Here is a 22,098-nt window from a genome sequence, read left to right as displayed (position 1 = left end):
TGGCTAAAGGCGCATTCGGCCTGCACGTTCTGCAGGCCGAATGCGCGTCAACGCGTTAGCTGGCTACCGCCATGCCCACGGTCATATGCAGCCCATAGAATACGCCGCGGCCAATCAATTCCCCCGCCAGCATCAGAATGAAGGCGACAGAGAGCAACGGTACCGCAGGTTGATACCCTTTTAACTGTGGCACAATCCAGCAGCACAACGCCGCCGCAAGCAGCACCATACGCCAGGCCATCAGCGAGCCATAATCCGGCACCAGAGCAGACGCCTGCTGAATGGAACTGTGAATCGTCGCCAGTTCCGCGCCCTGCATGGCCACCATAATGGCAATAACCACCAGCGCCAGCACCGACACCGCAGGCAACAAACGCATCGCCCAACCGTTCACGCCTGCGATGCGCAGCAGCAGATAACCCAGTAGCGGCCCCCCCATAAAGAGCGTCAGGAAGAAGCCCAGCGGCGTCCAGACGCTATACCAGGTCGGTACTGTATCGATGCTGTTATAGACGCGTACCATCATCCAGACGAAGACGACGCCCAGTACCATCGTGATAATCAGCCAGAGTGTGCGCAGTGCCGGCGGCAGCTTTTTCAGTACCGCCAGCAGCCAGCCAATCCCGCCGACCGCAAAAAACACCGAGCCGCTGGCAATTTCATTGCTCAGTGCGGAAGCACCCACGCGGTTAAGCGAGTTAAACGCGCGCATCGGCGAGCCCAGATGCAGCATCGAGGCGATAAAGCCAATCCCCATCAGCACCCACAGACCAAACATACAGGCGATCACCCGCTGCTGCGTTTCCGCGCGCAGGTCGCCCTTCATCAGCGCCAGAGCCAGAACAATAAAACCACCGGCCACGCACTGACCAAAGACCGTGAAGATCATCAACGGCCATTCATGCCATCCACTTCCCATCTTATACCTCCTTCGGATTGGCCAGATAACCGGTAGTATCCCCGGTCGGGCGGCTGTTGGCGTTGGGTTTAATCACAATATTCGGCTTCGTGAAATGCGCGCGCGGCAACGGCGCGACGGCAGCCAGCTCACCGTGTTTTTTACGCAGTTCGTCTATCGGGCCAAAATCCAGCGCCCGCAGCGGGCAGGATTCCACGCAAATCGGTTTCTTGCCTTCCGCCACCCGGTCATAACAGCCGTCGCACTTGGTCATATGACCTTTGGCCGCGTTGTACTGCGGCGCGCCGTACGGGCAGGCCATGTGGCAGTAGCGGCAGCCGATACAGACCTCTTCGTTCACCACCACAAAACCGTCATCGCGCTTGTGCATCGCGCCGCTCGGACAGACTTTGGTACAGGCCGGGTCTTCGCAGTGGTTACAGGAGATGGAGAGATAGTAGGCAAAGACGTTCTGGTGCCAGACGCCGTTATCTTCCTGCCAGTCGCCGCCCGCATACTCATAAATGCGGCGGAAGCTGACATCCGGGGTCAAATCTTTGTAGTCCTTGCAGGCCAGTTCGCAGGTTTTGCAACCGGTGCAACGGCTGGAATCAATAAAAAATCCATACTGGGTTGTCATCGGTTACTCCTTACGCCTTTTCAACCTGAACGAGGTTCGTATGTGACGGGTTCCCCTTCGCCAGCGGAGAAGGACGTTGGGTCGTCAGTACGTTAATACATCCGCCCTGATCCACGCGTTTTGCATCCGGGTCATACCATGCGCCTTCTCCCAGGGCGACCACACCCGGCATCATGCGCGGCGTCACTTTAGCCTCGATATGTACTTCGCCGCGATCGTTGAAGATGCGGACTTTATCGCCATTGTTGATACCGCGTTTCTGCGCATCCATTGGGTTAATCCACATTTCCTGGCGACAGGCGGCTTTCAGTACGTCTACGTTGCCATAAGTGGAATGCACACGCGCTTTATAGTGGAAACCCGTCAACTGCAGCGGGAATTTATCCGTTAGCGGATCGTTATAGTTTTCAAAACCTGGCGTGTAGATCGGTAATGGATCGATCACGTCGCCTTCCGGCAGCTCCCAGGTGGCGGCGATATCCGCCAACGCCTGTGAATAGATTTCAATCTTGCCCGATGGCGTTGTAAGTGGATTCGCTTGCGGATCTTCGCGGAAGTCTTTATAGGCGACATGGTGGCCTTCGGGGTCACGCTGTTTGAAGATGCCTTGCTTACGGAACTCCTCAAAGGTAGGCAGATTCGGAATGGATTTACGCGACTGTTCGTACAGATGACGCATCCACTCTTCTTGCGTCCGGCCTTCGGTAAACTGTTGTTCCACGCCAAGACGTTTCGCCAGTTCGCTGGTCATCTCATAAATCGTCTTACACTCGAAACGAGGTTTAATCGCCTGGTCAGTGAAGATAACGTAAGACATGTTCCCGCAGGAGGCATCCAGCGCAAAGTCCATCTGCTCAGAAGCAGTGCAATCAGGCAACAGAATATCGGCGTATTTTGCCGACGAAGTCATATGACAGTCGATAACGACGATCATTTCGCATTTCTTGTCATCCTGCAGGATTTCGTGGGTGCGATTAATCTCAGAGTGCTGGTTAATCAAACAGTTGCCAGCATAGTTCCAGATCATTTTGATCGGCACGTCCAGCTTATCTTTCCCCCGCACGCCATCACGCAACGCCGTCATTTCCGGGCCGCGTTCAATGGCATCGGTCCACATAAACATGGAGATGCTGGTTTCAACCGGATTTTCCAACGTGGGCATACGTTCAAATGGCAGGGCATAAGACCCTTCGCGCGCGCCGCTGTTACCGCCGTTAATCCCAACATTACCCGTCAGGATCGCCAGCATCGAGATGGCGCGCGTGGCGATTTCTCCATTAGCATGACGCTGTGGCCCCCACCCCTGGCAAATATAGGCGGGTTTAGCGCTGCCGATTTCTCGCGCCAGCTTAATAATGCGATCCGCCGGAATACCGGTAATTTGCGCCGCCCACTCCGGCGTCTTCGCAATACCGTCTTTACCCTGGCCCAGAATATAGGCTTTGTAGTGACCGTTTTTCGGCGCGCTGGCAGGCAAGGTTTTTTCGTCATAACCGACGCAATATTTATCCAGGAACGGCTGATCGACCATGTTCTCGGTGATTAAGACATATGCCAGACCATTGACCAGCGCCGCATCGGTACCTGGACGAATCGGAATCCACTCATCTTCGCGACCGGCGCCGGTGTCGGTGTAACGAGGATCGATAATGATCATCCGCGCGTTTGATTTCTGCCGCGCCTGTTCAAGGTAATAGGTTACACCGCCCCCGCTCATGCGGGTTTCGCCAGGGTTATTACCAAACAACACCACCAGCTTACTGTTTTCAATGTCGGATGGACTATTGCCATCCGCCCAGCCGCCATAGGTGTAGTTCAGACCCGCTGCGATTTGCGCGGAAGAGTAATCACCGTAGTGGTTAAGATAACCGCCGCAGCAGTTCATCAGACGAGCGACCAGCGTTTTTCCCGGCGGCCATGAACGTGTCAAAGTGCCGCCCAGCGTTCCCGTGCCATAGTTCAGATAAATGGACTCGTTGCCATACTCTTTGATAAGACGCTGCATATTGGTGGCAATGATATCGTAGGCTTCGTCCCAGCTAATACGCTCAAATTTACCTTCGCCGCGCGCGCCGACGCGCTTCATCGGATACTTGAGCCGATCCGGGTTATAGACGCGACGACGCATAGAACGACCGCGCAGGCAGGCGCGAACCTGATGCAAGCCATCGTAATCATCGTCTCCGGTATTATCCGTTTCTACATATTTGATTTCGCCATCCACAACATGCATACGTAGCGGACAACGGCTGCCACAGTTTACCGTACAGGCGCTCCAGACGACTTTCTCGCCGGTTTTCGCCGGGCTTATTGCCTCTGCGGCGTTAGCGATGCGGGTAAATGGCAGGGTAAATGCGCTACTGGCCATCGCCAGGCCGCCTATCGCGGTGGTTTTGACTAAACCACGACGGCTCACCTCGGCTGCCAGCACGGCATCAGGGATCTTAGTTTTCATAAGGGCTCACTCTGCTGCTCACAATAAAAAATAATAAAACGATGTATAGAATTTTATATAGCGATAACATCGCTATAAAGTCTGATATATATCGAAAAAGTAGAAAAATAGTGTTAAAAACTGACCTTCATTCGAAATCAGTATTACCCCTAATAGGGTAGGGATTATTGTCCGGTATCAAACTGGCATAAAAAAAGCGCCCGAAGGCGCTTTTTAGAAGAGGAGAAAGCGAGGATTAGCCGATATATTCCAGTCCGTTCATGTACGGACGTAATACTTCCGGCACTTCAATGCGGCCATCAGCCTGCTGATAGTTTTCCATCACGGCCACCAGGGTACGACCTACCGCCAGACCAGAACCATTCAGGGTATGGACCAGACGGGTCTTTTTGTCGGACTTGCTGCGACAGCGTGCCTGCATACGACGCGCCTGGAAGTCCCAGACGTTAGAGCAGGAAGAGATCTCGCGGTAGGTATTCTGCGCCGGAACCCAGACTTCGAGGTCATAAGTTTTGCAGGCGCCGAAGCCCATATCGCCAGTGCACAGAATGATTTTACGGTACGGCAGTCCCAGTAGCTGGAGCACTTTTTCCGCGTGGCCGGTCATCTCTTCCAACGCAGCCATAGAATCTTCCGGGCGAACGATCTGCACCATTTCCACTTTGTCAAACTGATGCATACGAATCAGGCCACGGGTATCACGACCATAAGAACCTGCTTCAGAACGGAAACAAGGCGTATGCGCCGTCATTTTAATCGGCAGCTGATCTTCGTCGATGATTTCATCGCGTACCAGATTGGTCAGCGGAACCTCCGCCGTCGGGATCAAAGCATAGTTGCTGCTGTCTGCTTCTTCTTCCAGCGGACGGGTATGGAACAAGTCGCCTGCGAATTTCGGCAGTTGACCGGTGCCATACAGCGTGTCGTGGTTAACCAGATACGGCACGTAGTTTTCGCTATAGCCGTGCTGTTCCGTATGCAGATCCAACATGAACTGCGACAATGCGCGATGCATACGCGCAATCTGTCCTTTCATCACCACAAAACGGGAGCCGGTCAGCTTAACCGCGGCGGCAAAGTCGAGGCCGGAGTGCATTTCCCCTAAGGTGACGTGATCGCGGATTTCAAAATCAAACTCACGCGGGGTACCCCAGCGGCTGACTTCAACGTTGTCGTTTTCATCTTTACCTACCGGCACTTCATCCGCAGGCAGGTTTGGGATGGTCAGCGCGATATCACGGATCTCCGCCAGCAAGGTATCCAGCTCGGCTTTCGCCGCATCCAGCTCTTCGCCCAGTTTATTCACTTCCAGGCGTAAAGGCTCGATATCTTCCCCGCGCGCTTTCGCCTGGCCGATGGATTTCGATCGAGAATTACGCTCCGCCTGCAGGTTTTCCGTGTTGACCTGCAAAACTTTACGACGCTCTTCAAGAGCGCGCAGCTTATCTACATCCAGCTTAAAGCCCCGGCGTGCCAGTTTTTCAGCGACTGCGTCTGGCTCATTACGCAGCAGATTGGGATCGAGCATGCTTATCCTGTGCTTATCGAATAATAAAAGGAAACGCGATCAATTGATGATCGCCTCTGATTGTATTGATGAACGTAAACCGCGTTTACGTAATAGCGACGTTTTCGCCTTACCAGACCGACGACAGCAACAACGCATCCATTGCGCTATACCCGCGGACCTCATAAGCAACGTGCTATCAGGCATAACGAGGTTCATCATCAACGCCATGATACCTGGAGCATCATATTTAGAGATAACCTTACCGCAACGTTTACACTAGCGGTAGCGTTTTGTGGGGCTATTTTGATCCTGTTCAGCCAGCCAGGCGAGCTTTTCGCCAATCTTGCCTTCCAGACCACGATTTGTCGGATGATAATAGCGCGTTTGCGCGATTTCCGGCGGGAAGTACACTTCACCCGCAGCATAGGCATTGGGCTCATCGTGGGCATAGCGGTACTCCTGGCCATAGCCCATCTCTTTCATCAGTTTGGTTGGCGCATTACGCAGATGGACAGGAACGTCATAATCAGGACGTTCGCGCGCGTCGGCCAGCGCAGCCTTAAAGGCGGTATAGACGGCGTTGCTCTTCGGCGCGCAGGCGAGATAAACGATAGCCTGCGCGATCGCCCTTTCGCCTTCAGCCGGACCGACGCGGGTGAAACAATCCCACGCGGCAATAGCGACCTGCATCGCGCGCGGATCGGCATTACCCACATCTTCCGAGGCAATCGCCAGGCAGCGACGCGCCACGTACAGTGGATCGCCTCCCGCGGTAATGATACGGGCATACCAATAGAGGGCGGCATCCGGCGCGCTGCCGCGCACTGATTTATGTAAGGCGGAAATAAGATCGTAGAAGCGATCGCCTTTGTTATCAAAACGCGCGCTGCGCTCGCCGGCGATCTCGGTCAACAAGGCGGGCAATAAAACGCGTTTGCCGCTGTCATCCGCCTCCGCCATATCGGCCATCATTTCCAGCGTATTTAAGGCGCGCCGCGCGTCGCCATTGACCAGCTCAGCAATCGCTCGCCGTGTCTCATCCGGTAACACGATATCCTGATCGCCGTAACCACGCGTTTTGTCCTGCATCGCCTGGTCCAGTACTTGCTCGATATCGTCAGTGGTTAACGATTTCAGCAGATAGACCCGCGCTCGCGACAATAGCGCCGAGTTCAGCTCAAAAGAGGGATTTTCCGTGGTCGCGCCGATAAAGGTGATAGTGCCATCTTCGATATGCGGTAAAAAGGCGTCCTGCTGGCTTTTGTTAAAGCGATGCACTTCATCGACAAACAGGATGGTACGGCGACCGGCATTACGATTCTGGCGGGCGCGCTCGATAGCTTCGCGAATCTCTTTTACCCCAGAAGTGACGGCGGAAATACGCTCGACATCGGCGCTGGCGTAGCGGGCGATCACTTCAGCGAGCGTGGTTTTCCCCGTCCCTGGCGGCCCCCATAAAATCATGGAGTGCAGATGCCCGGCCTCAATAGCGCGAGGCAACGGCTTACCTGCGGCCAGCAAATGCTGCTGGCCGATATACTGCGCTAAATTTTCCGGCCGCATTCGCGCGGCCAGCGGTTGAAACGTATTATCAGAAAAATCGAGCGACAGATTGCTCACTCATCGCCTCTACTTACGTTGGTCGTCTATCGTTACCCCTTGCGGCGGAGTAAACGTAAATTTTGACGGATCAACCGCGCCGTTTTGCTGGGATTTTAGCTGATAGGCGCTACGCTGATCGTCTTGTTCTACGGCGCTAAACTGGTGGATAGTCCCGTCGCGTCCCACATTGATGGTGAACTGTTTCAGATTGCCGTTGCTGGCTTTCGGCGTCAGCACAAAATTATCGCCATCCTGCTTAATATTATACTGCTGCCAGTCGCTGGCCTGGTTGCGGGCAATCAGCATAAACGGTGTATTTCCGGTGGCATCTTTCAACCACGTGGCGGTAGCCTGTTCTACAAACGGGTTATAGAACCATAACGTTTTGCCGTCAGAAACCAGAATACTCTCGTCAGGTTGCGTCATATGCCAGTTGAATAGATTTGGCCGCTTAACCCATAAATCACCCTGTCCCTCCTGCACCGCGGCACCGCTGCCATCGGTGACTTTTTGAGTAAAGGTGGCATGAAAGCTGCTCACTTTATCCAGACGGCTTTTCAGAGAGCTGGCGGCGTCAGCCCATACGCTGCTGGCTACAACGCTTGAAAGTAATGCACAGGCGATTGCCATTTTTTTCATCATTATTCCTCAGGTTTCGACACTCCCGACCAGGAGCTCCTTTTGCTTTCTATTCCAGGCCAAAAATCAGCATGAGGAAAGAAGAAAATACTGAATTTTGTTGCCGGATGGCAGCCTGCACAGCGCCATCCGGCTTACAGGTTTACTCAAAAGGCGGCGGAGCCAGCACTTCACGATTACCGTTATGCCCCTGAGCGCTAACAATACCCTGCGCTTCCATCTGTTCGATAATACGCGCCGCACGGTTATAGCCGATGCGGAACTGACGCTGAACGCCGGAAATGGACGCTTTACGCTTCTGGGTGACGAAATTAACGGCCTGATCGAATAGCGCATCTAATTCTTCGCCGCCGTCAAAACCGCCACCGCCACCTTCGCTTTCGCTGTCGGAGGTAATGCCATCCACATATTGCGGACGACCGCGCGCTTTCCAGTCCTGCACCACCGCATGGACTTCCTGGTCACGCACAAACGCCCCATGGACACGTACCGGCATGGTGGAGTTTGGTCCGGAATAGAGCATGTCCCCCATTCCCAATAGCGACTCAGCGCCACCCTGATCAAGAATGGTGCGGGAGTCGATCTTGCTGGATACGGTAAAAGCGATACGGGTTGGAATGTTGGCTTTAATTAAACCAGTAATCACATCGACCGACGGACGCTGCGTCGCCAGTACCAGGTGAATCCCCGCAGCGCGCGCTTTCTGCGCCAGACGCGCGATCAGCTCTTCAACTTTTTTACCGACGGTCATCATCAGGTCGGCAAATTCATCAACCAGTACCACGATATACGGCAGTTTTTCCAGAACCGGATGCTGAACATCCATACTGTCGCCCGGCTTCCAGTACGGGTCCGGAATCGGACGCCCCATGCGGGCCGCTTCGGCGATTTTCTCGTTATACCCAGCCAGATTACGCACGCCGAGCGCGGACATCAGCTTATAGCGACGCTCCATCTCATTGACGCTCCAGCGTAACGCGTTAGCCGCGTCTTTCATGTCGGTAACAACTTCCGTCAGCAGATGCGGTATACCTTCATAGACCGAAAGTTCTAACATTTTCGGGTCGATCATGATAAAGCGAACGTCTTCCGGCTGCGCTTTATACAGCATACTGAGGATCATGGCGTTAACCCCGACCGACTTACCGGAACCGGTCGTACCGGCCACCAGCAGGTGAGGCATTTTCGCCAGATCCGCCACTACCGGATCGCCCGCGATATCCTTACCTAACACCACGGTAAGCGGCGACGGATTCTCGCGGAATTTGGCGTTATCCAACACTTCGCGCAGATAAACGGTTTGCCGTTTCTTGTTCGGCAATTCCAACCCTACGTAAGGTTTGCCTGGAATGACTTCCACAACGCGTACGGCTACCGTTGACAATGAGCGCGCCAGATCCCGGGAAAGGTTGGAGATACGCGCCGCTTTAACGCCCGGGGCCAGATTGAGTTCAAAGCGAGTAATGACCGGGCCTGGCGAATAGTTCACCACATCAGCTTTAATGCGGAAATCCGCCAGACGCGCTTCAACCAGACGCGCCATTTGTTCCAGCGCAAAGGTATCTACCGGTTCAACTTCGCTCGGCGGCGGCGTCAGAAGATCTAATGAAGGCAGCGGCGTCGTCGGACGCTGCAATGGACGACTGTCGCCGTTACGCATCAACAGCGGGTGGATCAGGCTGTCTTGCGGCGCTGTCGGCTGTTGCGGCTGCTGATACTGCGGTTGCGGCGCTACCGGCTGTTGCGGCTGCTGATACTGCGGCTGCGGCGCTACCGGCTGTTGCGGCTGCTGATACTGCGGCTGCGGCGCTACCGGCTGTTGCGGCTGCTGATACTGTGGCTGCGGCGCTACCGGCTGTTGCGGCTGCTGATACTGCGGCTGTGGCGCTGTCGGTTGCTGCGGCTGCTGATACTGCGGCTGCGGTGCTACCGGCTGTTGCGGCTGCTGATACTGCGGCTGCGGCGCTACCGGCTGCTGCGGCTGCTGATACTGCGGCTGCGGCGCTACCGGCTGCTGCGGCTGCTGGTACTGTGGCTGAGGCTGCGGCGCTACAGGTTGCTGAACAGGCGTTGACTCGGGCATGACACCCGGCGTGAACAGCGGTTCGTGCGGACCTTCATCAACCAATACTTTCATTGGCGAGAAATCCAGATCGTCCAGTGAGAACGGCTGCGCGCCAGCGGGTTGCTCGCCGGAATAGCGCTGCTGTTGCGAAGCGGCAAACTGGCGGGCTAATTCAGCTTCCGCAGCGGTATCGTCATCTTCTGCCTGTTGCGTATCATGCTGATACGTCTCACCATAACGATGCTGCTGCGACTGCGCAAACTGACGGGCTAACTCGTCCTGATGCATTGCATCTATTTCTTCATCGGTTAGCTGCGCGCCCGTCTCGTACTGATTGCGCTCCGCCTCGCGGGCTTTTTCTTCTGCAATCCTCTGTGACGGCAGCTTAATACCGTACGATGCCAGTTCCCGTCGGGTCGGCACGCGAACGCGGTTCGGACGCGGCAGTTGCGGACCAATCCCCTCTTTCACCTGCGGACGCGGCGCGCCGCCGGTAGCCAGACTAAAGGCAGGCGCAGCGGCCGCGGCGCCTGCTGCCAGGGCGCCACTCTTAATACCTGCGTCAAGCGACGCGGCGGCGGCTACCGCTTCCACTGGCGGTATGGACGGCGCGACAGATACCGTAGGTTTGACCGGCACGTTCTCTTTTACCGGCTCCGGAATCGGTTGATACCATGCCGCCAGTTGTTCGCGCTCACGGGCGCGTTTCTCTTCCACCTCTTCAAAATAGTAAAGCGGAGGACGGGCGGGTCTGGTCTCTTCTGTGTCAGGTTCAGGCTCGGTGGCAACCGGCTGTTCGATAACCGGCGGCGGCATGTGGGAAGGTTCAGCCGCTATCGGCTCCGGCTGATAAACCGGCTCCGGCTGATGGGTCGGCTCCGGCTGATGGGTCGGCTCCGGCTGCCAGTGTTGTTCGGCATCCGGCGCCTGCCATTGCGGCTGTGTTTCCTGCGGCGCAAGAGAGTCATATTCTGCTGCGGTCGCTGGCGTCGCGGCGTATTGCGGCGCGGAAGCGACAGGCACAGGTTGCTGCCACGGCGCACTTTGCGCCTCTTGCGGTTGAGCATATTGCGGATGCGGCTGATACCCCTCCGGCGCAGGCGCGATAACCGGTTCGCCGGTTTGCGGCCCCGGTACGGGCTGCCACTCCACGGTCGGTTGCGCGACAACCGGCTCAGCCCCCGGCATGGGCGGCGTTTGCATTATGGGATCGGCGGACGCTGCCCACGTCTGGGTGACGGCAGTTGCAGCCGCAGCGGCGGCGACCGGTTCAGTGACAGAATAGCCGTTTAACAGCGGATCATATTCATCATATTCCGGCTGCGTCGCACGGTTGCCCGAAAACAGAACGTCGTCGGGATCGGCAGCGACGCCGCGCGCGCTATACTGAATGTCCTCGTCATCATCCATCCGTTTGCCGGAAAAGAGCGCGGCATCGGTCTGACGGCCCCGTGGATTGCTGAATTTTTCAGCCAGTCGCTTACGACGCGCCAACGCGCCGCGCAAAATACGCGCCCGGCGAGATTCACGCTGCACGCCGTCGGTTTCTTCATCGTATTCGTCATCATACTCTTCGTCGTCAACCCACGTATCATCACGCCGGGTACGGTTGCTGGCGAAGGTCAGTATATTAAGCAGCCAGCCGCCTAATTTTTCGGCGATACTGACCCAGGACCAGCCGGTAAAGAGCGTCAGCCCGGCAGCCCAAATACAGAGAAGCATTATCGTTCCGCCGCTACTATGCAACAACGGCTGCAGCGTGGTGCTTAACAGGCTGCCAATTACGCCGCCGGAGGCGAAATACCAGATATCGTCGGCATTAATGGCCGCCAGACCGCAGGAAGTGAGAATCAGCGCCAGCACGCCGATAAGGCGTAGCGACACAGCAAAATAGTCGATGTAATCATCCGTAGACTGATGACGCCACGCAAACCAACACCCGCCGACAATAATGACAGGGATGGTGTAGGCCATTACGCCAAAAATAAAGAACAGTGTATCGGCCAGCCACGCGCCCGGCGCGCCGCCTAAATTATGGATGGGTTCATGCCAGGCGGTTTGCGACCAACTGGGGTCCGAAGGGTTAAAGCTCAACAAGGCCGCCATCAACCAGACGGCAAAAAGGGCAATAAGTATCAACAACGCTTCCAGAAGTCGGCGCCCGCTGCTTAACTTCGTCAATGTGACGTCTTTGTCTTCAGTATATTCCTGGCTCAAAAAAGGCTCTCCAGGTTCCAGGCTTTTCCCGCCCGATGCTAAAACGGACAACAGCACCGGGTTGCCCCGGCACTGTTGCTGTATGGATTAACAGGAGTGTAATCAAACTACGGCGATTTTGCACCTGTTCCGTGTTAGCGTGTCTTAATAACCAGACGATTACTCTGTTTTACCTCTTCCATCACTACGTAAGTTCGGGTGTCGTTCACACCTGGCAAGCGCAGCAACGTCTCTCCCAATAGTTTTCGATACGCTGACATATCCGGTACACGGGTTTTCAACAGGTAGTCGAAATCGCCGGAAACCAAATGACACTCCTGAATCTCTTCAAGCTTTTGCACGGCGGCATTAAACTGTTCAAACACATCCGGCGCGCCGCGATTTAAGGTAATCTCAACGAATACCAGAAGTGACGCATCCAGATAATGCGGGTTCAACAGCGCCGTATAGCCCTGGATAAACCCCTGTCGCTCCAGCCGACGCACACGCTCAAGGCAAGGTGTCGGCGAAAGTCCTACTCGTTTAGAAAGCTCGACGTTGGAAATACGCCCATCCTTTTGCAGTTCATTAAGAATGTTACGATCGATACGGTCGAGATCTTTGCCAGGGCGCTTCTTGCTATCTACCATTATTATTGTCTCTCTGTATTCCTTCCCTACTCCTGCCTGACTCTACTCACATCACTGTTCAGAGTCGCTGCCCATCACAATAGACCGAAACCCAGAGGGATTAACGGCGCGCAATGCCTGGTCTATGGTGAGAAGACCGTTGCCTCACGGCAGCTATCGACATCACGAATGGCGTCTGTCCACGCCATGCGTAGATTTCACTAGCCCGGTAAACATGGTATTTACATGCATGATTATGCAGCACATACATAACACAGTTTTTTTCTTCCTCGAATGTTTTCGCAAAACAGCAGGTGATTGTCAAAGCAAAACATCGATTTTTAGTACAACATGCCAGTTATTCATTAGAGAGGGCGGTAAACTGTCATTTCGTCACCTTATAAGTTACCGATTTTAATTAAAGTTTGTGATGATAACGTCGCTGTCGCGGTCGTTCATCGGTTCATGCTATTACACATATTGTTAACAAAATCGTTATGCTCTTTTTTTACGTCTGTAAATTCCCTACAATTCTGCTCATTGTCTGCCAACAACTATGGGGATCTCATGGGCACGACCAAACACAGTAAGCTGCTTATTCTGGGCTCAGGACCGGCGGGATATACCGCGGCGGTGTATGCCGCGCGCGCAAATTTACAGCCGGTACTTATTACCGGTATGGAAAAAGGCGGTCAACTGACTACCACGACGGAAGTGGAAAACTGGCCCGGCGATCCAAACGATTTGACCGGCCCGCTGCTGATGGAACGCATGCATGAACATGCGGCAAAATTTGAAACCGAGATAATCTTTGATCACATCAACAAAGTGGATCTGCAAAATCGTCCGTTCCGTCTGACAGGTGACAGCGCAGAGTACACTTGTGATGCGTTGATCATTGCGACCGGCGCTTCCGCGCGCTATCTGGGGCTGCCATCGGAAGAAGCCTTTAAAGGGCGCGGCGTTTCCGCCTGCGCAACCTGCGACGGTTTCTTCTACCGCAATCAGAAAGTGGCGGTGATCGGCGGCGGCAACACCGCGGTTGAAGAAGCGCTTTATCTGTCCAACATCGCTTCGGAAGTGCACCTTATCCATCGCCGTGACGGTTTCCGCGCTGAAAAAATCCTCATTAAGCGCCTGATGGATAAAGTCGAAAATGGCAATATCATTCTGCACACCAACCGGACGCTGGAAGAAGTGACCGGCGATCAGATGGGCGTTACTGGTCTGCGTCTTCGCGACACGCAGCAAAGCGATAATATTGAGACGCTGGACATCGCCGGACTTTTCGTAGCCATCGGTCATAGCCCAAACACGGCGCTCTTCGAAGGCCAGCTTGAGCTGGAAAATGGTTATATCAAAGTTCAGTCCGGCACCCATGGCAACGCCACACAAACCAGCATCCCTGGCGTATTCGCGGCGGGTGACGTTATGGATCATATTTACCGTCAGGCGATCACCTCTGCGGGTACGGGCTGTATGGCGGCGCTGGATGCCGAACGCTATCTCGATGGTCTGGCCGACGCGAGCAAATAGTTTTTACAAATCAGTAACAAAAGTAAAAAAGGCGACTATAAGTCGCCTTTATTTTTGCGTCGTTGTAACATTGCCCTGCCTGAAATTCCAATAACTCACCTGCTAAGCGTGCAATGAATAAAACCCGTCAAAAAGAGCTGACCCGCTGGTTAAAACAGCAAAGCGTAATCTCCCAACGGTGGTTGAATATTTCCCGCCTGTTGGGGTTCATGAGTGGCGTATTAATTGTCGCTCAGGCCTGGATCATGGCGCGTATCCTGCAACATATGATCATGGAGAACATTCCACGGGAAGCGCTGTTGCTCCCTTTTATCCTGCTGATACTGGTCTTTGTCCTCCGCGCCTGGGTGGTGTGGTTGCGCGAGCGCGTCGGTTTTCATGCCGGACAACATATTCGCTTTGAGATCCGCCGTCAGGTGTTGGATCGTCTGCAGCAAGCCGGCCCAGCCTGGATTCAGGGCAAGCCCGCCGGTAGCTGGGCGACGCTGGTGTTGGAACAGATTGACGATATGCATGACTATTATGCGCGCTATCTGCCGCAAATGGCGCTTGCCGTTTGCGTACCGCTCTTAATCGTGGCGGCGATTTTCCCGTCAAACTGGGCGGCGGCGCTGATTCTGCTGGGCACCGCCCCGCTCATTCCCCTATTTATGGCGATGGTGGGGATGGGCGCGGCTGACGCCAACCGCCGCAATTTCCTGGCGCTTGCCCGGCTAAGCGGCCATTTTCTTGACCGTCTGCGCGGGATGGAAACGCTGCGAATTTTCGGTCGTGGAGAAGCGGAAACCGAGAGCATTCGCGCAGCATCGCAGGATTTTCGTCAGCGCACGATGGAAGTTCTGCGCCTCGCCTTTTTATCTTCCGGCGTGCTGGAGTTTTTCACCTCGCTTTCTATTGCGCTGGTCGCCGTTTATTTTGGCTTCTCTTACCTGGGCGAGCTGAACTTTGGTCATTACGGTACCGGCGTGACGCTCGCCGCCGGGTTCCTCGCCTTGATCCTCGCGCCGGAGTTTTTCCAGCCATTACGCGACCTCGGCACGTTTTATCATGCTAAGGCGCAGGCGATTGGCGCGGCGGATAGTCTGAAGACGTTTCTGGAAACGCCCCTCGCCCACCCGGCGCGCGGCGAAGTTGAGCTGGCGGAAAACGAGCCTGTAACCATTGACGCAGTCAATCTTATTATCACCTCGCCAGAAGGCAAAACGCTTGCCGGGCCGCTGAATTTCTCATTAGCGGCAGGAGAACGCGCCGTCCTGGTAGGACGCAGCGGTTCCGGTAAAAGCACTCTGTTGAATGTATTATCCGGTTTTCTCTCCTATCAGGGATCTTTGCGTATTAACGGTGTCGAGCTTCGCGATCTCTCGCCGGAATCCTGGCGCCAGCATCTCTCCTGGGTTGGGCAAAACCCGCAATTACCTGCGGCGACGCTACGCGAAAATGTATTACTGGCGCGCCCGGACGCCAGCGAGCAGGAACTTTATGCCGCGCTTGACGCCGCATGGGTAAGCGAATTTTTACCGCTGCTGCCGCAGGGAGTAGACACCCCGCTCGGCAATCATGCCAGCAGACTTTCCGTCGGCCAGGCACAGCGTGTAGCGATCGCCCGTGCGCTACTTAATCCCTGTCAACTGCTACTGCTGGATGAACCGGCGGCAAGCCTGGACGCTCACAGCGAGCAACGCGTCATGCAGGCGTTAAAAGCGGCGTCAAAACGCCAGACCACATTAATGGTGACGCATCAGTTGGAAGATCTCGCCGACTGGGACGCTATCTGGGTTATGCAAGATGGCGCGATTGTCGAACAAGGCAGTTATGCCGAACTCAGCGCCGCCAACGGCGCTTTTGCGACGTTATTGGCTCATCGTCAGGAGGATATTTAAATGCGCGCGCTACTCCCTTATCTGACGCTTTATAAACGCCATAAATGGATGCTAACGCTGGGAATTGCGCTGGCAATCCTGACCCTGCTTGCCAGTATCGGGCTGCTGACGCTTTCCGGCTGGTTCCTGTCCGCGTCCGCTATCGCAGGCTTCGCGGGAATTTACAGTTTTAACTATATGCTCCCGGCGGCCGGCGTGCGCGGCGCGGCCATTACCCGTACCGCCGGTCGTTATTTTGAACGTCTGGTAAGTCATGACGCCACGTTCCGCGTGCTGCAACATCTGCGTATTTATACCTTCAGCAAACTTTTACCGCTCTCCCCCGCGGGTCTGGCGCGTTATCAGCAAGGTGAACTGCTGAACCGCATCGTTGCCGACGTCGACACGCTGGACCATCTCTATTTGCGCGTCATCTCCCCGCTGGTCGGCGCTTTTGTAGTGATTATGATTGTCACCCTGGGGCTTAGCGTTCTCGACGTGACGCTGGCGATCACGCTGGGCGGCATTATGCTGTTGACGCTGTTTATTATGCCGCCGGTGTTTTATCGCGCCGGCAAAAATACCGGCCAAAATCTGACGCATCTACGAGGTCAGTATCGCCAGCAGCTCACGTCATGGTTACAGGGCCAGGCGGAACTCACCATTTTTGGCGCCAGCAAACGCTATCGGGCGCAAATGGAAGCCACCGAATTACAATGGCATGAGGCCCAACGCCGACAGTCTGAACTGACCGCCTTATCGCAGGCGTTAATGCTGCTGATTGGCGCGCTGGCGGTGATGTTAATGTTGTGGATGGCCTCCGGCGGCGTTGGCGGCAATACGCAGCCCGGCGCGCTCATCGCGCTGTTTGTCTTCTGCGCGCTGGCGGCTTTCGAGGCGCTTGCGCCCGTTACCGGCGCATTCCAGCATCTGGGGCAGGTTATCGCCTCTGCGCTTCGTATCACTGAATTAACGGAGCAAAAACCGGAGGTGACCTTTCCGCAGGCAGAAACTCCCGCGCCGGAAAAGGTCACACTCACCCTGCGGGACGTTTCGTTTCGTTATCCCGACCAGCCGATTAATGCGCTCAATGCCCTCTCATTACAGGCTAATCCTGGCGAGCATGTCGCTATTCTGGGGCGTACCGGCTGCGGAAAATCAACGCTGTTGCAGCTACTCACCCGCGCCTGGGACCCGCAACAAGGCGAAATTCTGCTCAACGATCTTCCGCTATCCTCGCTGAGCGAATCCGCCTTACGCCGGACTATCAGCGTGGTGCCGCAGCGTGTCCACCTGTTCAGCGCCACGCTGCGTGATAATTTATTACTGGCGGCGCCCAATGCCAGCGACGAAGCCCTTTCCGACATGCTGCGTCGCGTCGGCCTCGAAAATCTGCTCGAAGATAGTGGGCTTAATAGCTGGCTCGGCGAAGGCGGTCGCCTGCTATCCGGCGGCGAACTTCGTCGTCTGGCCATCGCCCGCGCGCTGTTGCATGATGCTCCGTTAATGCTGTTGGATGAGCCCACTGAGGGGCTGGATGCGACCACCGAGAGCGAAATGCTGGAATTACTTGCCGATGTGATGCGCGAGAAAACCGTCCTGATGGTGACTCACCGTTTGCGCGGTCTGGCCCGTTTTGATCAAATCATCGTAATGGACGACGGGCGCATCATTGAGCGAGGCACTCATGCAGAATTGTTAGCCGGACAAGGGCGCTATTATCAGTTTAAACAACGTCTGTAAGCTATTATTGAACGATCCGACTTGCGTACTGGAGTTTCGCCGTCATGCGTCTGGTTCAGCTTTCCCGACATTCTATCGCCTTCCCTTCGCCGGAAGGCGCTTTACGCGAGCCTAACGGTTTACTGGCGCTGGGCGGCGATCTCAGCCCTGCCCGGTTGTTAATGGCCTACCAGCACGGGATTTTCCCGTGGTTTTCGCCGGGCGACCCGATTCTGTGGTGGTCGCCCGATCCGCGCGCCGTGCTGTGGCCTGAAAAGTTTCACCTCAGTCGCAGCATGAAGCGCTTTCACAACGCATCCCCTTACCGCGTGACGCTCAATTACGCTTTCGATCGGGTCATTGATGGATGCGCCAATCACCGTGACGAAGGCACCTGGATAACGCGTGGTATTGAGGAAGCCTATCGCCGATTACATGAATTGGGCCACGCGCACTCCATTGAAGTGTGGCGCGATCGGGAACTGGTCGGCGGGATGTATGGCGTCTCGCAGGGGGCGCTATTTTGCGGCGAATCGATGTTTAGCCGCCAGGAGAATGCCTCTAAAACCGCACTGCTGGTTTTTTGCGCTGAATTTACCCGCCACGGCGGTAAACTTATTGATTGTCAGGTACTTAATAGTCATACTGCCTCGCTCGGTGCCATTGAAATTCCACGTCGTGACTACCTCGATCACCTCGCGGCCTTACGCCAACAGCCGCTGGCCTCCCGTTTTTGGGTGCCGCGGACATTATTTTTGCCCCGGAAGTGAATGTTTTCGGCACATTTTTTATTGGGGTGTTATAATTGCTGCCGCAGAATTGGTTTAGCTCATTATCCCGCAGCCCGTTGTCAGGTAACGCCCATCGTTTATTTCACCGTTCCCTTATATGTTGCGCTTATGTCGATACATCAGGCGGTAGTATCAGGGAAAAGGTGTATAACGCGGCGTTGTCGTGTGTCGCGGAATCATGTGCTAAACCTGGTTTGCTGTGTTTTAAACGCACAAATCTTTACTTATCAAAAGAAGTTCGGCATTATCTTGCCGGTTCAAATTATGGTAGTGATACCCCAGAGGATTAGATGGCCAAAGAAGACAATATTGAAATGCAAGGTACCGTTCTCGAAACGTTACCTAATACCATGTTCCGCGTAGAGTTAGAAAACGGTCACGTGGTTACTGCACACATCTCCGGTAAAATGCGTAAGAACTACATCCGCATCCTGACGGGCGACAAAGTGACCGTTGAGCTGACCCCGTACGACCTGAGCAAAGGCCGCATTGTCTTCCGTAGTCGCTAATTGTCTCCTCACGCCCTGAAGGGCGGCTGGATAAAAGGTCGGTTTAACCGGCCTTTTTTGCGTCCATTAAGTCGATGAATGACGAGCAGGTTACTCTTCCACCATCCGCGCATACTCTTCTGTCAAAAAATCGACCAACGCGCGTACGGAAGGTAATAATCCTCGCCGGGATGGGAACACAGCATGAATAACCTCCCGCCGGGGCTCCCACTCTTCCAGCACCGCGACCAGTTCACCGGCGGCCAGTTGTTCTTTCACCATTAAGACAGGTAACTGCACAAGCCCCACGCCCGCCATCGCCGCCTCGCGTAGCGCCAACATGTCTGTAGTAATCATACGCGGGGTAAAATGGACTTCCGCACGCGCGCCCTGCGGGCCGTAAAGTTCCCAGCGGTGGATATGCTTGCCGGATGCAAGACTTAGCCCTGGCCAATGGCTCAACTCCGACGGCGCGGAAGGGATTCCCATCCGTGCGATAAGATCCGGGCTGGCAAACAGGCGATGCCCTCTGTCAGCCAGGACGCGCATCACCAGGTCGCTATCCTCAAACGGGCGCGGCCTGACGCGAATCGCCACATCCACCCCCTCCCCTACGACGTCCACCCGACGATTGGTTGCTTCAAGCTGTAGCGAAACATCAGGATAACGCGCCATAAACTTCGCCAGCATTGGGCCGATGTGTACATGCAGCAGCGTCACCGGGCAGGTCAGCTTCACGATACCGCGAGGCTCTACCTGCAATGCGGCAATGGCATCCTGCGCCGCCTGAGCTTCCACCAGCATCGCTTTACAGTGCTCATAGAATGTTTGCCCCACTTCGGTAACGTTAAACTGCCGGGTGGTTCGCTGAATCAATCGCACGCCCAGCCGTTCCTCCAGTTGTGCAATACGCCGGCTCAGTTTTGATTTTGGTTCATCAAGCGCACGCCCCGCCGCGGCAAACCCACCCTCTTCGACCACATGCACAAACCACGCAAAATCATTGAGATCCGTTTTTATCATTACATTGTCCTATTAATGGAACGGTATGAGCCATTTTAGCCACTACCGAACCTTTTGTCATGAATATAAGCTTATTCACATCAAGACAACGCCACTGAGGAGAACACCATGAAACAGATTACAGGCGTCTATACCGCACCTCGACCGCACTGGGTTGGCGATGGATTTCCGGTTCGTTCACTCTTTTCTTATCAGTCACATGCGCAGCAGTTGAGTCCCTTCCTGCTGCTGGATTATGCCGGGCCGCACACATTTACGCCGGGTAATGAAAAACGCGGCGTTGGGGAGCATCCACACCGCGGTTTCGAGACCGTGACGATTGTTTATAGTGGCGAAGTCGAGCATCGGGACTCTACCGGTCGCGGCGGCGTTATCGGCCCGGGCGACGTTCAGTGGATGACCGCAGGCGCAGGCATTTTGCATGAAGAGTTCCATTCCGACGCGTTTACCCGTCGGGGCGGCGAACTGGAAATGGTGCAGTTGTGGGTTAACCTTCCAATGAAGGACAAAATGACCACCCCGGGTTATCAAAGCATTACCCACGATGTTATCCCGACCGTTACGTTGCCGGATGACGCCGGAGTCGTGCGGGTCATTGCAGGGCGTTATGAAGAGACAAAAGGCCCGGCGCACACTTTCTCGCCGCTCAATGTCTGGGATATGCGCCTGCAACGCAATCGCCAGCTTACATTGGCACAGCCGGAAGGATGGAGCACCGCGCTGGTGGTACTGAAAGGCAATATCACGGTGAACGGCACGACGCCGGTCAACGAAGCGCAACTGGTGGTATTGAGCCAGCAAGGGAAAACGCTGCACCTTGAGGCCAGCAGCGACGCCAGCGTATTGCTGTTATCAGGCGAGCCGCTGAATGAACCGATTGTGGGTTACGGCCCATTTGTTATGAACACGAAACAAGAGATCGCAGAAGCAGTCCGCGATTTCAACTCCGGCCGTTTTGGCCAAATCTGAAAACATGAAGGAGAACACGATGTCAAGTCCTGCTAATTTTAATGGTTTGCGCCCGGTAATTGATGTTAACGATTCCGTGATGCTTTTAATCGATCATCAAAGCGGTCTTTTCCAGACCGTAGGCGATATGCCAATGCCGGAATTACGCGCTCGCGCCGCGGCGTTGGCGAAGATGGCGACGTTAGCGAAAATGCCGGTCATTACCACGGCATCCGTACCGCAAGGTCCGAACGGCCCGCTGATCCCGGAGATCCACGCTAATGCGCCACATGCGCAGTACATTGCGCGCAAAGGTGAAATTAACGCCTGGGATAACGAAGATTTCGTTAAGGCGGTAAAAGCGACGGGTCGTAAGACGCTGATCATTGCCGGGACGATTACCAGCGTGTGCATGGCATTCCCGGCCATTAGCGCGGTAGCGGAAGGTTATAAGGTATTTGCCGTGATCGACGCATCCGGTACCTACAGTAAGATGGCGCAGGAGATCACCCTGGCGCGTATCGTACAGGCTGGCGTCGTACCGATGGATACTGCCGCAGTCGCCTCTGAGCTGCAAGGCACCTGGAACCGTGAAGACGCCGCCGCGTGGGCCGACGTTTATACTCAGGTATTCCCGGCCTATCAACTGCTGATCGAAAGCTACAGCAAAGCGCAGGATGTGGTGAAAAACAACGAAATGTTGGATTCACAGCGCTAATTTGCCTCCCCGCGCCAGTTTGGGCGGGGATTATGTCTATTGCATGAGCAAACGACAGTGAATATGTAAATTCTGCTTGACCGTTTTAGCGCAACTCCCTATAGTAGCGCCCCGTTGCCCCCCAAGTGGTCAGGCAGCAATACAATATGGTGAGGTGTCCGAGTGGCTGAAGGAGCACGCCTGGAAAGTGTGTATACGGCAACGTATCGGGGGTTCGAATCCCCCCCTCACCGCCATATTTAAGAAAGAGCTCGTACGAAAGTACGGGCTTTTTTTTCACATATGACCCGTCCTGAATAGCGTTGACACGTTCCAGACTTAAATCCGGAGAACGTGATGATGACTGAGTTCAAACGCACCCAACGCGATTATCCTCTAT

At 54.9% G+C, this 22,098-nt stretch carries 16 protein-coding genes and 1 tRNA gene; 8 read left to right on the top strand and 9 right to left on the bottom strand.

Annotation, left to right across the window (positions count from 1 at the left end):
* Positions 1-55: 55 nt before the first annotated feature.
* From ACLJR2_RS21865 to lrp, 8 genes are all read right to left on the bottom strand, one after another.
* Positions 56-919: a dimethyl sulfoxide reductase anchor subunit family protein gene (locus tag ACLJR2_RS21865; RefSeq protein ID WP_000534681.1), complete on the bottom strand. Its 864-nt coding sequence runs from the start codon at positions 917-919 to the stop codon at positions 56-58.
* 1 nt (position 920) lies between these two features.
* Entirely contained in the window at positions 921-1,538 is a 618-nt protein-coding gene (gene dmsB, locus ACLJR2_RS21860) for a dimethylsulfoxide reductase iron-sulfur subunit DmsB (protein WP_000213069.1), read from the bottom strand.
* 10 nt (positions 1,539-1,548) lie between these two features.
* Complete coding sequence (gene dmsA / locus ACLJR2_RS21855) at positions 1,549-3,993, bottom strand: dimethylsulfoxide reductase subunit A (RefSeq protein ID WP_000850247.1); 2,445 nt, start codon at positions 3,991-3,993, stop codon at positions 1,549-1,551.
* A 235-nt stretch (positions 3,994-4,228) separates the two neighbouring features.
* Entirely contained in the window at positions 4,229-5,521 is a 1,293-nt protein-coding gene (gene serS / locus ACLJR2_RS21850) for a serine--tRNA ligase (protein ID WP_000886697.1), read from the bottom strand.
* Between the two features lie 258 nt (positions 5,522-5,779).
* Positions 5,780-7,123: a replication-associated recombination protein RarA gene (gene rarA / locus ACLJR2_RS21845; protein WP_000067785.1), complete on the bottom strand. Its 1,344-nt coding sequence runs from the start codon at positions 7,121-7,123 to the stop codon at positions 5,780-5,782.
* 9 nt (positions 7,124-7,132) lie between these two features.
* Positions 7,133-7,744 (bottom strand): outer membrane lipoprotein chaperone LolA, encoded by a 612-nt coding sequence (gene lolA / locus ACLJR2_RS21840; RefSeq protein WP_001519746.1) that lies wholly within the window; start codon positions 7,742-7,744, stop codon positions 7,133-7,135.
* 142 nt (positions 7,745-7,886) lie between these two features.
* Entirely contained in the window at positions 7,887-12,026 is a 4,140-nt protein-coding gene (gene ftsK / locus ACLJR2_RS21835) for a DNA translocase FtsK (protein WP_001535019.1), read from the bottom strand.
* Positions 12,027-12,160: 134 nt separating this feature from the next.
* On the bottom strand, positions 12,161-12,655 hold the full coding sequence (gene lrp, locus ACLJR2_RS21830; protein ID WP_000228469.1) for a leucine-responsive transcriptional regulator Lrp: 495 nt from the start codon (positions 12,653-12,655) through the stop codon (positions 12,161-12,163).
* 546 nt (positions 12,656-13,201) lie between these two features.
* Here lrp and trxB point away from each other — a divergent pair.
* From trxB to infA, 5 genes are all read left to right on the top strand, one after another.
* Positions 13,202-14,170: a thioredoxin-disulfide reductase gene (gene trxB / locus ACLJR2_RS21825; RefSeq protein WP_000537406.1), complete on the top strand. Its 969-nt coding sequence runs from the start codon at positions 13,202-13,204 to the stop codon at positions 14,168-14,170.
* 113 nt (positions 14,171-14,283) lie between these two features.
* Positions 14,284-16,050 carry a heme ABC transporter permease/ATP-binding protein CydD gene (gene cydD / locus ACLJR2_RS21820; RefSeq protein ID WP_001535016.1) on the top strand — a complete coding sequence of 589 codons (1,767 nt, stop codon included), beginning with the start codon at positions 14,284-14,286 and terminating at the stop codon, positions 16,048-16,050.
* Entirely contained in the window at positions 16,051-17,772 is a 1,722-nt protein-coding gene (gene cydC, locus ACLJR2_RS21815; RefSeq protein WP_001202257.1) for a heme ABC transporter ATP-binding protein/permease CydC, read from the top strand.
* A gap of 44 nt (positions 17,773-17,816) precedes the next feature.
* Entirely contained in the window at positions 17,817-18,521 is a 705-nt protein-coding gene (aat, locus tag ACLJR2_RS21810; protein WP_001241650.1) for a leucyl/phenylalanyl-tRNA--protein transferase, read from the top strand.
* Positions 18,522-18,832: 311 nt separating this feature from the next.
* Positions 18,833-19,051, top strand: a complete 219-nt coding sequence (gene infA, locus ACLJR2_RS21805) for a translation initiation factor IF-1 (protein ID WP_001040187.1) — start codon at positions 18,833-18,835, stop codon at positions 19,049-19,051.
* A 90-nt stretch (positions 19,052-19,141) separates the two neighbouring features.
* Here the strand turns inward: infA and ACLJR2_RS21800 are convergent, their stop codons facing one another.
* Entirely contained in the window at positions 19,142-20,053 is a 912-nt protein-coding gene (locus ACLJR2_RS21800) for a LysR family transcriptional regulator (RefSeq protein WP_000597932.1), read from the bottom strand.
* Between the two features lie 108 nt (positions 20,054-20,161).
* On the opposite strand from ACLJR2_RS21800, the gene ACLJR2_RS21795 reads away from it, so the two are divergent.
* The 3 genes from ACLJR2_RS21795 to ACLJR2_RS21785 all read left to right on the top strand — a co-directional run bounded on the left by ACLJR2_RS21795 (position 20,162) and on the right by ACLJR2_RS21785 (position 21,955).
* Positions 20,162-21,022: a pirin family protein gene (locus ACLJR2_RS21795; RefSeq protein ID WP_000809969.1), complete on the top strand. Its 861-nt coding sequence runs from the start codon at positions 20,162-20,164 to the stop codon at positions 21,020-21,022.
* A 19-nt stretch (positions 21,023-21,041) separates the two neighbouring features.
* A complete protein-coding gene (locus tag ACLJR2_RS21790; RefSeq protein WP_000097893.1) occupies positions 21,042-21,719 on the top strand; it encodes a hydrolase in 678 nt (225 codons plus the stop codon).
* 148 nt (positions 21,720-21,867) lie between these two features.
* Positions 21,868-21,955, top strand: a tRNA-Ser gene (locus ACLJR2_RS21785).
* The last annotated feature ends 143 nt before the right edge of the window (positions 21,956-22,098 follow it).

Source organism: Salmonella sp. SAL03688, from assembly GCF_046551895.1.
Classification (GTDB): domain Bacteria; phylum Pseudomonadota; class Gammaproteobacteria; order Enterobacterales; family Enterobacteriaceae; genus Salmonella; species Salmonella enterica.
The sequence above is the reverse complement of the archived record's forward strand: the minus strand, read 5'-3'. Positions and strand labels throughout refer to the sequence as shown.